14 protein-coding genes and 1 tRNA gene are annotated in these 15,702 nt (G+C 53.4%); 14 read left to right on the forward strand and 1 reads right to left on the reverse strand.

What is annotated here, in order from left to right; all coding sequences use genetic code 11:
* Positions 1 to 152 precede the first annotated feature (152 nt).
* Positions 153 to 1,367: a formate-dependent phosphoribosylglycinamide formyltransferase gene (purT, locus tag E6072_RS00810; RefSeq protein WP_316693125.1), complete on the reverse strand. Its 1,215-nt coding sequence runs from the start codon at positions 1,365 to 1,367 to the stop codon at positions 153 to 155.
* A gap of 145 nt (positions 1,368 to 1,512) precedes the next feature.
* On the opposite strand from purT, the gene E6072_RS00815 reads away from it, so the two are divergent.
* From E6072_RS00815 to pstB, 14 genes are all read left to right on the forward strand, one after another.
* Positions 1,513 to 1,585 (forward strand) — tRNA-Lys (locus E6072_RS00815).
* A gap of 640 nt (positions 1,586 to 2,225) precedes the next feature.
* Positions 2,226 to 3,728, forward strand: a complete 1,503-nt coding sequence (locus E6072_RS00820; protein ID WP_316693126.1) for an ABC transporter substrate-binding protein — start codon at positions 2,226 to 2,228, stop codon at positions 3,726 to 3,728.
* Between the two features lies 1 nt (position 3,729).
* Positions 3,730 to 4,692 (forward strand): ABC transporter permease, encoded by a 963-nt coding sequence (locus E6072_RS00825; protein ID WP_316693128.1) that lies wholly within the window; start codon positions 3,730 to 3,732, stop codon positions 4,690 to 4,692.
* Complete coding sequence (locus E6072_RS00830; RefSeq protein WP_238128264.1) at positions 4,689 to 5,528, forward strand: ABC transporter permease; 840 nt, start codon at positions 4,689 to 4,691, stop codon at positions 5,526 to 5,528. The genes E6072_RS00825 and E6072_RS00830 overlap by 4 nt, the downstream gene beginning before the upstream one ends.
* Positions 5,525 to 6,349 carry an ABC transporter ATP-binding protein gene (locus tag E6072_RS00835; RefSeq protein WP_316693130.1) on the forward strand — a complete coding sequence of 275 codons (825 nt, stop codon included), beginning with the start codon at positions 5,525 to 5,527 and terminating at the stop codon, positions 6,347 to 6,349. Before E6072_RS00830 ends, E6072_RS00835 begins: the two co-directional genes overlap by 4 nt.
* Positions 6,342 to 7,160 carry an ABC transporter ATP-binding protein gene (locus tag E6072_RS00840; protein WP_316693131.1) on the forward strand — a complete coding sequence of 273 codons (819 nt, stop codon included), beginning with the start codon at positions 6,342 to 6,344 and terminating at the stop codon, positions 7,158 to 7,160. Before E6072_RS00835 ends, E6072_RS00840 begins: the two co-directional genes overlap by 8 nt.
* A gap of 181 nt (positions 7,161 to 7,341) precedes the next feature.
* Positions 7,342 to 8,475, forward strand: a complete 1,134-nt coding sequence (gene dnaN, locus E6072_RS00845) for a DNA polymerase III subunit beta (protein WP_278610080.1) — start codon at positions 7,342 to 7,344, stop codon at positions 8,473 to 8,475.
* A 27-nt stretch (positions 8,476 to 8,502) separates the two neighbouring features.
* Positions 8,503 to 9,831, forward strand: coding sequence for a DNA replication/repair protein RecF (gene recF, locus E6072_RS00850; RefSeq protein WP_316693133.1), 1,329 nt, complete (start codon positions 8,503 to 8,505; stop codon positions 9,829 to 9,831).
* A complete protein-coding gene (locus tag E6072_RS00855; protein ID WP_288336237.1) occupies positions 9,828 to 10,496 on the forward strand; it encodes a DUF721 domain-containing protein in 669 nt (222 codons plus the stop codon). The genes recF and E6072_RS00855 overlap by 4 nt, the downstream gene beginning before the upstream one ends.
* Positions 10,489 to 11,280, forward strand: a complete 792-nt coding sequence (locus E6072_RS00860; protein WP_278605306.1) for a class I SAM-dependent methyltransferase — start codon at positions 10,489 to 10,491, stop codon at positions 11,278 to 11,280. The genes E6072_RS00855 and E6072_RS00860 overlap by 8 nt, the downstream gene beginning before the upstream one ends.
* Before the next feature lie 157 nt (positions 11,281 to 11,437).
* Positions 11,438 to 12,538 carry a phosphate ABC transporter substrate-binding protein PstS gene (pstS, locus tag E6072_RS00865; RefSeq protein WP_316693135.1) on the forward strand — a complete coding sequence of 367 codons (1,101 nt, stop codon included), beginning with the start codon at positions 11,438 to 11,440 and terminating at the stop codon, positions 12,536 to 12,538.
* A gap of 78 nt (positions 12,539 to 12,616) precedes the next feature.
* Positions 12,617 to 13,588: a phosphate ABC transporter permease subunit PstC gene (pstC, locus tag E6072_RS00870; RefSeq protein ID WP_316693137.1), complete on the forward strand. Its 972-nt coding sequence runs from the start codon at positions 12,617 to 12,619 to the stop codon at positions 13,586 to 13,588.
* Positions 13,589 to 14,728: a phosphate ABC transporter permease PstA gene (pstA, locus tag E6072_RS00875; protein WP_278605304.1), complete on the forward strand. Its 1,140-nt coding sequence runs from the start codon at positions 13,589 to 13,591 to the stop codon at positions 14,726 to 14,728. It begins immediately after the preceding gene.
* A gap of 58 nt (positions 14,729 to 14,786) precedes the next feature.
* Complete coding sequence (gene pstB / locus E6072_RS00880; protein ID WP_024059573.1) at positions 14,787 to 15,566, forward strand: phosphate ABC transporter ATP-binding protein PstB; 780 nt, start codon at positions 14,787 to 14,789, stop codon at positions 15,564 to 15,566.
* Positions 15,567 to 15,702: the final 136 nt, after the last annotated feature.

Genomic DNA, 15,702 nt, shown 5'->3' on the forward strand with positions numbered 1-15,702 from the left:
CCTACTAGGCAAATATTCGCAGGCAGTAATAGTGGTAAAAATATTAGTTTTTTCAGCACGCAAATACCGCAACTAGCTAAGAGTAGTAGTAATCAGGTTTTTAAAAATATAGAAACTTACGCCTTTCTAAGAGATTGGTTTTTGCAACCATTTTAGGCGTCAGCTACCGTAATTAATCCGGCGGCTTTCTGTGCCCGCTCCCTGGCTTTGGCAATGTCATTTCCGCGGGCTAAAGCCACTCCCATTCTCCGCCCTATCCGGGATTCAGGTTTACCAAAAAGCCGCAAATCCACTTCTGGCACTGATAACGCCTGATCCAAACCTCGATATACCGGGCCTTCAGTTTGCAGGTTCGCACAAATAACTGCCGAGGCCGCGGGGGTGCGCAGGCGGGTATCAACCGGCAAACCTAAAACAGCGCGGGCATGGAGCTCAAATTCTGACAGGTAACCAGAAGCCATAGTCACCATCCCGGTGTCGTGAGGCCGCGGCGACACCTCGGAAAAGAGAACCTCGTCCCCGCAAATAAACAGTTCCACCCCGAACAGGCCGCGACCTCCCAGGGCGGAAGTAACTTTGGCGGCGATAGCTTGTGCCTTTTCTAGCACCGCGCTATCCATGGGAGCTGGCTGCCAAGACTCGTGGTAGTCCCCATTTACCTGCAGGTGGCCAATCGGTTCACAAAAACTGGTAATGGTTTCTCCCGTTTTTCCGTCACGCGAACGCACCGTCAAGAGGGTGATTTCATAGTCGAAATCTACTAGCGCTTCTACGATTACGCGACCCTGACTAGCGCCCCGTCCGCCCTCAAGGGCGTAATGCCAGGCAGGAATGATATCTTCTGGGGTTTTCAGCAGGCTCTGCCCCTTACCTGAAGATGACATCACCGGTTTGACTATGCAGGGCAGGTCAATTTTTTCTACCGCTTGGCGCATCTGTTCTTCCCCAGAAGCAAACAGGTAGCGGGAAGTAGGGATATCTAGTTCTTCCGCAGCGAGGCGGCGGATACCTTCCCGATCCATAGTCAGGCGGGTAGCGTGAGCAGTCGGGATTACCGTGACCTGGCGAGAAGCGGCTATTTCTTCCAAAGTGTCGGTAGCGATAGCTTCAATTTCCGGAATAATGAAATGAGGACGCACCTTTTTCACCAAGAAATCGACCTGTTTACCATCGGTCATATCGAGGACGTAGGAATAGTGCGCCACCTGCTGCGCCGGTGCGTTTTGGTAGCGGTCAGCGGCGTGGACTTCTACCCCCAGGCGCATAAATGCGATCGCCAATTCTTTACCTAATTCTCCGGAACCGAGCAGGAGAACCCGGAGTGAGGATTTTGATAGGGGAGTTCCGAAGGTAGTTGGCGTTAACATAAAAACCCTTTCCTAATAATCAATTCCGCCTGGTATATAGGGATTTGAGTACTACTTTACGGGTTCTTTAGTGACGGAAGCAACCAAAATGTAACTTGGGGAAATTCCCTTTGCCCTTGTACAATAAAACGTGCCTTTAAGGCAGGCGCCTGTAGCTCAGTTGGTAGAGCAACGGACTTTTAATCCGTGGGTCCAGGGTTCGATCCCCTGCGGGCGTACAACGACGACGATGAACGGTGAAGAAACTCGTTTCTTCACCAGTGAAGAGGAGGAAGTTGTGTGTAATCCCGCCAGGGATTACTAACACAACGAGGAGTCCGTCAGGGATTACTGGCACTAACATAATCCCCACAGTTACCCGCATTATGTTTTAACATGCGCTGCGGGTCTGGCTCGGTAAAAGCACTCCGGGTACCCCGATTTCCTCGCTAAAGCGAGGATAGGGAGTTATCTTAGGCGGTTAATAGCTATGTTTCCGACTAAAGAAGATACTGGTGGCTTGCTTGTCCCTCTCGTATCTTTTACCGGCCGCGACCCTTGCGGATACCTGAGATTTTGAAGCTAACTACTTGATGTTGCATGGGGGCTAGGTTTTATCCGAGTGGGTGCGGGGGGCATAAGAATTCGGAAAACGTCGCTACGTTTTCCGAATTCTTGGGCGGGAGGAAAAACCTAGCCCCCATGTGCTCAACAATCCAGTTTCTTTGATGTTGTTCGGAGGAAAAACTTCTCCCCCGCAACCTCGTCTGTAGTTACTGGGTTAACCTTTGTCACGGCAGTGGGCGGTAAATTCGGGTGAAGCGAGTTAGCGACTATGATTGAAGCGATCATGACCCATTGTCGACAAAGGGGAGATCCTTGCGTAAGCGTCTTTTGGCCGTGCTGGCGGTTGCCGGTTTGGTATTAGCTGGCTGTTCCAGCACTAATTCTTCCAGTAATAAATCGGAGCGAGTGCTCACGATCGGGGTGCATGCCACGCCCTCGACTTTAGATCCCTCGCATAACGATGCGGCAGCGATTACCTATGCGCTGCTCTATAACGTGTATGAAACGCTGCTCCGAGTAGATGGTAAGGGCGAGCTGGTGCCGCTGTTAGCGAAAAGCTACGAGGTCTCACCGGACAGAAAGACCTACACGTTTACTTTGAAGGACGCGAAGTTCGCTTCCGGCGCTCCCGTCAATGGGGCAGCAGTCGCGAAAAGCTTTAACTACCTCCTCAACGATAAGACCGTTAGCCCCACGCGCAAACAAGAGATGGAAGCCCTGAAGGCGGTTAAGGATCTCGGGGGAAACAAAGTCCAGTTTGAGCTTTCCCACCCCTCGAATGCGTGGCTGTATTACATGAGTTCTACCGCTGGGATTATTTACGATCCGCAGGCGCTTGATAAGGGAGACTTAGCTACTAAACCAGCTGGTTCTGGCCCTTACACCTTGAAAGAGTGGCGGCAGGGGGAAGAAATCCAGTTAGCCACTAACCAAAAGTATTGGGGAGATAAACCCAAGGTCAAGGGAGCTACTTTCCGTTATTTCTCTGACCCTAATGCTATGAATACCGCGATGCTGTCTGGCTCGCTCGATATTATTTCTAACTTGGCTGCCCCCCAGGCTCTCGATAAATTCACTGGTGATTCCCGGTTTAAGGTGCTAGAGGGACATACTAACGGTGAAGTAGTGATGGGCATGAACCAGCAGAGCGAAGCCCTCAAAGATAAGCGAGTGCGCCAAGCTATAAACTATGCCCTTGACCGTAAAGCGGTGCGGGACGCCGTGTGGGCAGGCAAAGGTCTGATGATCGGATCGATGGTACCCCCCACGGATCCCTGGTATGAAGATCTGGCGACTGCCTACCCGGTAGATCGGGAAAAAGCTAAGAAATTACTGGTAGAGGCGGGATATGGAGACGGGCTCACCTTAAAAATGCGGATTCCGACTTTGCCCTATGCTTCGGGTGCTGCCACTCATATCAAGAGTCAGCTCTCCAAAGTGGGGATTACCTTGGAGATTGAGCAGCTAGAGTTCCCGGCGCGTTGGATTGATGAAGTGATGGTCAAATCTAACTACGACCTGACTATTGTTGCCCATATGGAGCCGCGCGATATTTCCCGCTTCACCAACACTGACTATTATTGGCATTACGATTCCGAGCAGTTCCGGGATTTGTATCAAAAAGCAGATCAAGGTTCCCCGGAAGAACAGGTCAAATACATGAAGCAGGCTGCAAAGGTACTATCTGACGATGCCGCTGCGGGGTTCTTGTGGCTATTGCCTAACCTGATTGTTACCAAGGCAGATATTTCCGGTTTGGCCGCGAATGTAACCGGACTGTCCTTCGATTTGTCTTCCATTAGCTACCAAAGCTGAAATGAAAGCGCCAGCAAAAGCCATCCTTAAACGGATTGTGACCCTATTAGTTAGCCTAATAGTGGCCTCTGTGGTGGTGTTTTTGCTGATAAATCTGCTGCCCGGGGACGTTACCGGTGTCATTTTGGGGGCGAATGCCGACCCGGAGTCGGTGGCGCAACTGCGGGCAGCAATGGGACTAGATCAGCCCCTGATTCTGCGCTATTTTAGCTGGCTATCAGGAATGATTCGCCTAGATCCCGGTACTTCGATTTTCACGGGGCAGGCAATCTCCGAGCAGCTTCCTCACCGCCTCGAGGCCACATTTTCATTGGTCTTTGCCGGGATGCTGTTGGCATTGCTGCTGGCCATTCCCCTGGGAATGGTGGGGGAGCTGTGGCGAAACCGCAAGAGCGGGATCGTGGTTTCCGCCCTCAGCCAGCTGGGAATGGCGGTTCCGGCTTTCTTGGCGGGCATGCTACTAACCATAGTTTTTGCAGTGAAACTGCAAGTTTTACCAGCTAACGGTTATGTTTCGTTTCGAGAATCTCCCTTGGAATGGGCACGCTATTTATGCTTACCGGCGCTTTCGATAGCGATAGTGCAAGGAGCGGTACTAACCCGTTACACTCGCTCGGCTTTTATCGAAGTAATCAAGCAGGATTATTTCCGTACGGCGAGGGCGATTGGCTGGCGTTTTCCGGGAGCATTACTGCGTCACGGGGTGAGGAACGCATCGTTACAGGTAATCACGGTTCTGGGATTGCAACTATCCACCCTGCTGGTAGGGGCGATTGTAGTCGAGCAGGTGTTTGCAATCCCCGGCTTGGGCACCTATCTGATCGCGGCAGTCGGGCAGCGAGATTTAACCGTGGTGCAAGCGGTGGTAATGCTGCTAGTAGCGGCAGTATTGGTAATTAATGCCCTGGTAGATATGGTTTACCAGTTACTGGATCCTCGAATCCGGCAGGGGGTGGAACGGTGAAGACCGATCAGAAAATATCGCTGCGCCGCCACCCCAGCCTGTGGATGGGAATCGCCCTCGTGAGCCTGATAGTGCTGATGGGAATCGTGTCCTTCCTTTATTTGCCTTTCGATCCTACGGAAGTGAGTGAACAGCGCTTAAGCGCGCCCTCCGCAACCCATATTTTCGGTACTGATGATTTTGGCCGCGACGTATTTTCCAGGATGCTCTCGGGAGCCGGAATCTGTCTATTAGTGGGGATAGTGTCGGTCAGTATTGGAGCCTTGATCGGGGTTCCGCTGGGTGTTTATGCGGCGCAGCGCGGAGGCTGGCCAGCTAAGATTATTGAACGCGGCCTCGATATTCTTTACGCTTTCCCCGCCTTGCTCCTGGCGATTCTGTTGGCAGCGGCGCGCGGATCCGGGTCTACTTGGACCGCCATGGTGGCGATCGGGATCGCCTCGATTCCCGCTTTTGCCCGTAACGTGCGGGCAGCTACCTTGGGGGTAATGTCGCAGGACTATATGGTGGCGGCCAGGGCAGCAGGTACCCCCCGGTATCGCTCAACTATCACCCATGTTTTACCCAATATTATGCCGACGATAATCGTGCAGGCCTCGGTGAGTTTCGCCCTCGCGATTTTGGCGGAGGCCGCCCTATCCTATCTGGGGTTAGGGACTCGCCCGGATACTCCCACCTGGGGGTTAATGTTATTTGAAGCCCAAAAATCACTGTTGGTTACCCCGCAGTTGGCGCTGTGGCCGGCGCTGGGGATCGCCCTGACTGTCCTGGGGTTCAACCTATTAGGGGATGGGCTGCGTGAAGTACTGGATCCGCGACTTCGGGAGCGGCAATGAAGGGACTAAAAGTAAATAACCTGCAGGTGTCGTTTCGCGACCGCCAGGCAGTAAATGGAATCAGTTTTGAAATCCCGCCCGGGGCACGAGTGGGGCTGATTGGAGAATCTGGTTCCGGTAAATCGGTGACCGCCCTATCTCTTATGGGTCTGCTTGATGAGGGAGCGCGAGTTTCCGGTTCGATTTGTCTTGATGGCGAAGAACTCTTATCGCAGACTGATAGACAGTTGGCACAGTTGCGGGGCGAGAAAATCGGGATGATTTTTCAAGAACCCATGACCGCCCTCGATCCCACGATGCGGGTTGGTAAACAGGTGGCTGAGGTTTTAGCGCTACATCAACGCGGCAAACAGGGAAAACGCAAGGAAGTAATAAAAATGCTGAAGAGGGTGGGTCTGCCCGATCCGGAGCAAAGCGCTAATGCTTTCCCTCATCAGCTGTCTGGAGGGCAGCGACAACGAGTCATGATGGCGATGGCGCTGATAAATGCCCCCCAGCTGTTGATTTGCGATGAACCCACCACTGCTTTGGACGTGACTGTGCAGGCGAAAGTGCTACGGCTTTTAGATAAAGAACTATCTGGTAGCGCTGCGGCCTGTCTGTTTATTAGCCATGATTTAGCGGTGGTTAACCAGATTTGTGACTATCTGCTGGTGATGTATCAGGGGCAAATCGTAGAACGCGGCCCCCTGCGGCAACTGCTTGAACAACCTAAACATCCCTATACTCGCGGCCTACTGGCAACCGCCGATATCGCGGCAGTAAAACCGGGGGAGCGTCTGCCGATCCTGAGCGATTTCTTTAGGGGGAGCGATGAGTGAGCAACCGATTTTCCTTGCCCAAGATTTAGTGAAAATCTATCCGCGCTCTAATGGCCAGGTAAACGCGGTAGCAGGAGTGAACCTGGAAATTCATGCCGGAGAACGGCTGGGAATCGTGGGGGAATCTGGATCCGGAAAATCTACCCTCGTGCGGATGCTATGCGCTCTTTCCCGCCCTACCAGCGGGCAAATCTGGTTCGCGGGGCAAAAGATTACGGGATTAAAAGAAAAGCAATTAGGAAATCTGCGTTCGCGAGTACAGATCGTGTTTCAAGACCCGCTCAGTTCCCTAGATCCCCGGATGCGGGTAGGAACAATTATTACCGAACCCTTGCGTTCTCCTTGGGTGCGCGGACGGGAAGGGGTGCCTACCGATACCTCGGCGCGTTTAGAAGAAGTGCTGACCGAAGTCGGTTTAAACAGCGAGGACGCCCTCAAATATCCTCACCAGTTTTCAGGAGGACAGCGTCAAAGGATTGCTTTGGCGCGCGCCCTTGTGGCCCGCCCTGAGGTGCTAATAGCTGATGAAGCGGTCTCGGCACTAGACGTTTCGGTAAGAGCACAGGTACTGAACCTGATCATGCAGATCGCCCAGCGGGATAACTTGACTTTGTTGTTTGTCAGTCACGATCTGGCGGTGGTGCGCCACCTATGTCAGCGGGTAGTGGTCATGCGCGCAGGAAAAATCGTGGAAGCCGGCTCCGTTGAGCGGGTATTTTCGGATCCGCAACAAGATTACACTCGCGAACTGATCGCGGCTGCCCCCCGCTTACCCTTAAAGCGCCCCCTGGGCAGCGCTGAAAATCTATAGCTAAAATCCTGATCTAGCGCCAGAATCGGCGCGTTATCCCCAGTTTTGATCACTTTGGTGCTATTCGGGATGTGAAACCATATAATGGGAGACTGAACAAATGATTCAGCCCGGCAATTACTGGCTGAATTTTGCAGATTCCGCGCCATAAACCATGGTCAAGAAGATAAAGGGGCAGCGCATGAAGTTCGTAGTCGAGCGCGACGTTTTCGAGGACGCGATCAGTTGGACCGCCCGCACTTTGCCGGCACGTCCAGCAGTGGCAGTACTAGGTGGGGTGTGGATGAGCGCCAAGGCCGGTATCGTAACTCTCTCCAGCTTCGACTATGAAGTTTCTTCCCGGAACCAGTTTGAGGCCGACATCGAATCGGAGGGCGAGGTTCTGGTTTCTGGAAAGATGGTGGCGAACATTTGTAAGCAACTCCCCAAGAAACCAGTAACTGTCGAGATGGAGGGGGGTAAAGTGATTATTTCTTGCGGCGCTTCCAGTTTCCAGCTGGCAGTAATGCCCCTCGATGACTATCCGGCACTGCCCCAAGTCCCCGAAGCGGTCGGAGAGGTAGACTCGGGCGAGTTTGCCCGGGCGGTTGCGCAAGTATCCCGCGCGGCCTCGTCTGATGAGGCTTTACCCCTATTGGCAACTGTTCGGATGGAGCTATCAGATTCCCACCTGAACTTGATGGCTACTGACCGGTACCGCCTGGCAGTACGGCAAATGGATTGGCAACCGAAACAAACCGATTTTTCTGCCGATGCCCTGGTGAAGTCGCGGATCCTTTCCGAAATGGCCAAAGCGCTGTCTGGTTCCGGCGAGATTCACCTAGGTCTGGAGAATTCTTCCGAAGGGGGCGCGATTATTGCTCTCGAGGCCGGAGGACGCAAGATTACCTCTCAGCTAACGGAAGGTGATTATCCCCCGGTGACCAGTCTCTTCCCTAAAGAAGCGCCAATTAAAGCGGTTATTCGCCGCGAGGAATTAGAACAGGCCATCAAGCGCGTTTCTTTGGTTACCGATCGCAGCGCCCAGATCCGCATGAATTTTGCGGACGGTAATCTCACTTTAGAGGCTGGCCAGGGTAATGACGCACAGGCTCATGAAGAAATGACCTGCACCTTTATTGCTGATGAAGCGATGATGATCGTCTTTGACTCCCAGTATTTATTGGATGGTTTAGGAGCCTTGGATTCCGACTATGTGCGCATGTCCTTTACCCATCCCACCAAACCGGCGGTAATCACCGGGCAGGAAGAACTAGATGGGGATGACTCCCAAGATTTCCGCTACCTGTTGATGCCGATTCGCTATTCATCCTAAAGGACAGGGCAGAGCGCACCCCCGGCTATGTATATTTCTCGTATTGCTATTGATGATTACCGTAGTTTTCATCAGTGTGTGGTGGAGTTATCGCCGGGGGTAAATATCCTGGTTGGTCCGAATGGGCAAGGTAAAACCAATTTTGTAGAGGCGATTGGATATTTAACTAACTTCCATTCCCATCGCGCTAGCGCTGATAGTGCCCTGGTTCGGTTTGCCCCCCAGTCGGCGGCGTTGGCGCAGCGCGAAAGCCCAGAATCTGCGGCCGGTAAAGAGGAAGATTTAGAACTTCTCGATACCGCGGTGGGTAATACCGTTGATACTGGCACTGCTGCCGTGGCAGTTATTCGAGTGAAAGCTCATTTGCAAGAGCGAGAAGTATTGCTTGACCTGGAGATCGGATCTGGGAGGGCGAATCGGGCGCGCCTAGCCCGCAGCCCGGTTCCTTTAAAACAAGTGCGCGGTCTGGTACCTACTACCATGTTCGCTCCGGAAGATTTGGAGATTTTGCAGGGCGACCCCGCAGCTAGGCGCCGTTTCCTGGATGATTTGCTAGTGCAACTATGGCCGGTAGAGGCCGGTACGATCACTCAGCATCAAAAGATTCTGCGCCAGCGCGGCGCCCTGTTAAAACAGGCGGCGAAAAAGAAGCGCCGCGGGGCAGATTTGTCGCTAGAGCTGTCTACCCTTGATGTTTGGAATAATCAGTTATCCCAGGTGGGAGCGCGCCTGATCGCGGGGAGAGTGAGGGCTTTGCGGGCACTTGCCCCCTATGCGGCGCAGGCCTATTTGCTGGTGCTCGGGGAAGAACACTTGGCGAACTCCTCGCAAACTTTGGGACTTTCTTACCTGCCATCTTTTAATCCGCCCGCTGATCTGGCAGATCCCCAGGCGGTAGCTGGTGCTTTGCAGGAGACTTTCGCCGCGCGACGCGAAGAAGAACTTACTCGCGGAGTGAATTTGGCAGGTGCGCACCGTGACGATATGGCGGTGATGCTGGATGCCCTCCCGGTAAAAGGGTTTGCTTCCCACGGGGAAACCTGGAGCGCTGCCCTGGCTTTACGTCTGGGACAGTTTGAGCTGTTACGGCAGGTGGGGGAAACTCCGATTTTGATTCTGGATGACGTATTCGCGGAGCTAGACCCTTCCCGACGAGCCGCCCTCCTAGATTTTATGGATCGCGCTGATCAGGTACTAATTACCGCTACCAACCGCAAGGACTTGCCTGCCGAAATCGCAGGACAGTTCTTTGATGTCTTACGCGGAGCGCAGGGAACCCAGATTCAACCTGCCAGCCGGCCTGAGCAGGAGGGCGCTAATGCGGCCTCGGAAAACGACCGGGGGGATGCTTCGTGAGTGAGCAGCCTCAAGAAACCCCCACCTACACCCAACGCATGCTGCGGGCTGCCCAAGAGCATGCCTTTTCGCAGGGTTTGATCCGCATGTCTGCCAGCGAGCTGCGGCGCTTTCGGGGAAGAAGAAACTGGGATGGGCTCGCTACCTCCCCTATGGCCGAGGACGCATCCGCCACCGAGTTTGGGGAGATTTCTTTAGGAAGAGTTAAAGCTATCAATGACAGCTACGCCCGCCAGCAGGTTCCGGGATTAGCGCAATTGCAGCCCTCTCCCGGACTTGCGGGAGCAGGAAATGGTGGCAGATGGTCACGCCGAGAACCACGCAGCTTAGGTACGGTTTGGAAAACTTATGTGCGAAATTTTGGGCTCGGGAAGCTACTTGATGAAGGCAAACTAAAAGCCGATTGGGAACAAATCGTTGGCCCTCAGGTAGCCCAACACGCCCAGATTGAATCTATTAAAGATGGAGACGTGATTTTGCGTTGCGACTCTACCCGTTGGGCCAGCGAGCTACGCAATCTGACTCCCCAATTAATGGGGCTGATCGAAGATCATGCGGGGGCAGTAGTGATCAAACGGTTGATTGTGCTAGGTCCGAAGGCGCCCTCGTGGAAATATGGGCCGCGTTCGGTAAAAGGGCGCGGTCCGCGCGATACCTATGGTTGATTTAGGTCCGCCTCCCGGAAGTGTTACCGACAGGTGGCAGGTAGGATCCGCAGCGAGCGGGGGAAACCCCTACACCTTGGCCGGAACTGATTACGAACGCTACCGTCCCACCTATCCGCCGCTCGCGGTAGACACGGTGCTTTCTGGGTTAAAAAACCCGACAATACTTGACGTTGGGGCTGGTAGCGGCAAATTTACGCGGGCGTTAGCTGCGCGGGGAGTAACGGTTAGCGCTCTAGAGCCCGCGGCAGCTATGCGGGAAATGTTCCGCGAATCCCTCCCCCAAATCCCGCTATATGCGGGCAAAGCCGAGGACGTGGCCGAATTATTTGCCCCCGAAACCTTCGATGCGTTGTGCTTTGCACAATGTTGGCACTGGGTTGAGAAGGAGGCAGCCTGCACGGCCGCAGCTAAAGTACTTAAACCCGGCGGGCGGCTAGTTATTATCTATAACCAAATGAATGTGTCTTTTCCCTGGGTAAAGCGACTTTCTAGGGTGATGCGTTCGGGGGATGTGCATCATCCTGACCGGATACCTCCATTGGGGAAGGGGTTCGAAAAACCGCAGTTACAGCTGTTCCAATGGGGGATGTCGCTGCCGGTAGCTGCCCTGTTCACCTTGGCGAAAACCCGGTCATCCTATCTGCGAGCCAGCATAAACGGAAAGCGGCATCTGCAGGCTAATCTGCGTTCTTATTTATTTGATGACTTGGCATTAACCCCTTCGCAAACCGTAACTTTGCCTTATTACACCCTGGTGTGGGTTGCCTCTGTGGCCAACTAGATATCTGCTTTGTTACAGGTAGAGCCGTTTTAGCTGCTTAGTTTCGAGGACCTGAAACAATGTTCACCAAAAATTAACGCTGACTTCAGAGAGACGTTAACTTCTTGCTTTACGTTGCAAGTGTCAATGAAAGATCAAGAAGAATTGAAGGAAAGATATGCGTAAGAGCATTAAATCTTTAGCTGTTATCGCTGGTCTAGCCCTTTCAGCAACCAGCTTGGCCGCCTGTGGCTCTGATAACGCCACGGGGACAGCTGAAAACACCCAGAAAGTAGAGAGCACCGATATTTCTGGCAAGCTGGCAGGTGCGGGCGCGTCCTCCCAAAAAAGTGCAGTTGAAGCCTGGAAAGCCGGGTTTGCGGATCTAGCTAAAAATGTGGAAGTGACCTATGACCCGACTGGTTCCGGAGCGGGGGTTACTACCTTCCTACAGGGAGGCGTAGCCTTCGCGGGCACTGACGAGGCGCTTTCCAGCGAAGAGGTCGATAAATCCGCTGCGGTTTGTAAAGACTCCAAGGCGATTAACCTGCCGGTTTATGTATCTCCAGTGGTTGTTGCTTTCAACCTGGAGGGAATCAAGACGCTGAACATGAAACCGGAAACTATCGCCAAGATTTTCCGGGGAGAAATCACCAAGTGGAATGATCCGGCCATCGCCGCAGATAATGCGGATGCGAAACTTCCTGACTCCAAGATCGTGGCGATTCACCGCGCTGACCAATCAGGTACCACCGAGAACTTTACCGATTACCTGCACGCGGCAGCTCCTAGCGCTTGGCCGGATGATCCTTCCAAGGATTGGCCGGTAGCAGGGGGCGAATCTGGAGATAAAACTGCTGGAGTAGTTGATAACCTGAAGAAAACTGAAGGCGCGATCGGTTATATTGATGCCTCGCAAGCCGGTGACTTTGGAACTGCCGCGCTCCAGGCCGGAGACGGTTTCGTGGAATACTCTGCCGAAGCAGCTGCCAAGATCGTTGAAAGTGCCGAGGTTGAGGAAGGGCGGGAAAAGAACGACCTGGCTTTGAACCTCAACCGGACCCCAGATGATCCCGAAGCCTACCCGCTGGTACTGGTTTCCTACTACGCGGTTTGCCCGCAGTACAAAGATGCTAACACCGCCAAAATGGTGAAAGCCTGGGTTAACTATGTGGTATCCGCTGAGGGACAGCAAAAAGCTGCCGAGGCAGCTGGGTCTGCTCCGCTAGGCGAAGAAATCACCAAGAAGATCACTACCGCTCTCGACGCAATCAAGTAAACCCCCAAGTCTGGGCAATGGTGGCCAGGGGTACCGGAGAAATATCGGTACCCCTGGCCTTAACCACCTGGAGGAAACGTGAGTACAAAAACCCTCCCCGAAACACAAGAATCGAAACCAGCTCCCTCCCGAAAGGGAATTTTCAACTGGGATGGACTGTTTTATCTAGCTACTAAAGGTTCAGCGGTAGTCATTGCCGCCGTCCTAGCCCTGGTAGCGATGTTCCTAACGCTGCAAGCCTGGCCAGCAATCTCTAATCCGGATCTGCGTCTGCGGATGCGCGGACGTACCGAAATGGTTAGCATCTGGGAGTACGTAGCGCCGCAGCTATTTGGAACCGTGCTGGCAGCGGCAGTTGCCCTAGCGATTGCGATGCCGCTTTCTATGGCTCTGGCAGTATTTATTAACTTCTATGCTCCTAAGAAAATCTCGGCAATAATCGCCGGATTGGTTGACGTAATGGTAGCGATCCCTTCAGTCGTTTACGGCCTGTGGGGCGGACTGGTGTTACTACCAATCTTGCAGCCGATTATGGAGTTTCTCGCCACCTATTTCGGCTGGTTCCCGTTGTTTTCTGGACCGGTTTCTCCGATTGGACGAGTAGTTTTTTCCGCCTCAGTAGTGTTGGCGATTATGGTGATTCCGATTATCACCGCGCTGTGCCGAGAGGTTTATGCTCGCGCCCCCAGTTTGGAAATGGAGGCGGCGCTAGCGTTGGGCGCTACCAAGTGGGAAATGATAAAAACCGTGGTCTTACCATTCGGACGTTCCGGTACAGTCTCAGCGGCGATGATCGGACTCGGCCGGGCTCTAGGAGAAACTATGGCAGTGGCGATGGTACTTTCTCCCGGTGCCTCCTACGTATGGTCGCTGTTTCGGGCGGGAGCGCACTCTACGATTGCCTCCAATATCGCCCTGCAGTTCCCGGAGGCCGATTCCAATATGGCGGCAGCGCTAATCTTCACCGGTCTAGTGCTGTTCGTACTGACATTACTGGTCAATTCGGGTGCACGTTGGTTGGTGGCCCGTAAAGAAAGTGCGGGGAAATAAATGAGGGAAGAAAATCAGAATCAGGGCGACCTGAAGCTAAAGCAAGAATCTATAGGCATCGGCAAAGATGCCGCCAGCACCGGAGCAGTTAGCCGAGGTAAAAACGAAAAGCTTGCGGCTTTATCTTCCTCGGATAATACCTCTGCCCTGCAGGCAGTAATCCTAGAGCGAAAGCTGAAGTATCAGGAAAAACCAGAAAACCCAGAGTCAAAAACGAAGGTACAGCCTGCCCGGCTGGGCGGTGATAAAGCGCTAAGTTTTCGCCGCCGGTTCACCAATACCGCGATCGGGGCTTCTATGTGGCTGTGCGGCCTGCTAGTGCTCGCGATTTTGGTTTCGATCGGATATGAACTGATCAGCCGGGGCATTGGGATTATTTCCCCCTACTTCCTGAGCGTGTCGATGAAAGGCGTGTACGGGGGGATGCAGGCTGGCGGGATTTATCACGCGATGGTCGGCACCTTACTGATCACCCTGGTAGCAGCGGTTATTTCTGTTCCCCTGGGGTTGCTGGTAGCCATCTACCTGACCGAATATGCGGGTAACACCAAGTTCGCCAAGCTCACTACCACCCTGGTAGATGTGATGACCGGTATTCCGTCGATTGTTGCCGGCCTGTTCGCGGCGGCGCTATTCACCATAGTGATTGGCCCAGCCTACCGCTCCGGTCTCATGGGGGCAGTTGCCCTCTCGGTATTAATGATTCCCCTGGTAGTGCGCTCATCTGCCGAAATGTTACGACTGGTACCTAATGATTTGCGGGAAGCATCCTACGCCTTGGGGGTTCCTAAATGGCGCACCGTAGTCTCGATTGTGCTACGTACCTCGGCGGCAGGTTTGGTGACCTCAGTGGTGGTAGCGATCGCCCGTATTGTGGGGGAGACGGCTCCTTTGCTGATTACTGCGGGCATGTTTGACGCCATCAATAGCAATGTGTTTTCCGGTCGCATGGAAACTCTGCCGGTCTATATCTATCAGCAGTACACCTCCACGGTTTCGTGTGCTGCCCACGCGGTGAACTGTAACCCCACTATCAATGTGGATCGCGCCTGGGGTGCGGCCTTGGTGCTGGTATTCGCGGTATTGGTTTTGAATCTGGGAGCCAGGTTCGTAGCCAAAAAACTCTCGATCGGTAAATAGTTAACTCGCCCTCGCCTGGGGCAGGGCTGCAAGAAGCAAAAGCAGATAGGAAAAGAAAATGGCAATCTGTTTAGAGACTAAACATTTAGACGTTTACTACGGAGATTTCAAAGCCGTAGAGGACGTAAATATGACGATTGAAACCCAAACGGTAACTTCCCTGATTGGGCCGTCTGGGTGTGGTAAATCCACGGTGCTGCGCACTTTGAACCGGATGCATGAAGTTACTCCCGGAGGACGCATCGAAGGGGAAGTGCTGCTGAACGGGGACAACCTTTACGGCAAAGATGTCGACCCGGTGGAGGTACGGCGGATGATCGGGATGGTGTTCCAGCGTCCGAACCCCTTCCCCACCATGTCGATTAAGAACAATGTGCTCGCGGGCTTGCATCTGAATCGGGTCAAAATCAGCAAATCCGAGGGCGAGGCGATCGTAGAAGAATCCCTTAAGGGTGCAAACCTGTGGGAGGAAGTTAAGGATCGGCTAGATAAACCGGGCGCTTCCCTCTCAGGTGGCCAGCAGCAACGGCTGTGTATCGCGCGGGCGATTGCGGTTAAACCAGAGGTGCTCTTGATGGATGAGCCTTGCTCGGCGCTGGATCCCATCTCCACCTTGGCGATTGAGGATTTGATTGCTCAGTTGAAAGAGACCTACACGATTGTGATTGTTACTCACAATATGCAGCAGGCAGCCCGGATCTCGGATCAGACCGCGTTCTTTAATATCGCCGGGCCGCGCAAACCTGGAAAACTGGTCGAAATCGGACCGACCGAATCCGTTTTCCTCACCCCCCATGAAAAGGTGACCGAAAACTATATTGCGGGGCGTTTTGGTTAGGGAATAGTAGTGGGTTTTAGCGGGCGCCAGCAGACGGCTGCAAACAAGGGCGCGGGTAACGGCATAGAACAGGAAGATGTCTTTTACCTGCTGGAAGTAGAATACTTGTTACCCACGGTAAACGTTTGGTTAACGC

This window comes from Varibaculum cambriense (assembly GCF_032557235.1).
GTDB classification, from domain to species: Bacteria; Actinomycetota; Actinomycetes; order Actinomycetales; family Actinomycetaceae; genus Varibaculum; species Varibaculum cambriense_C.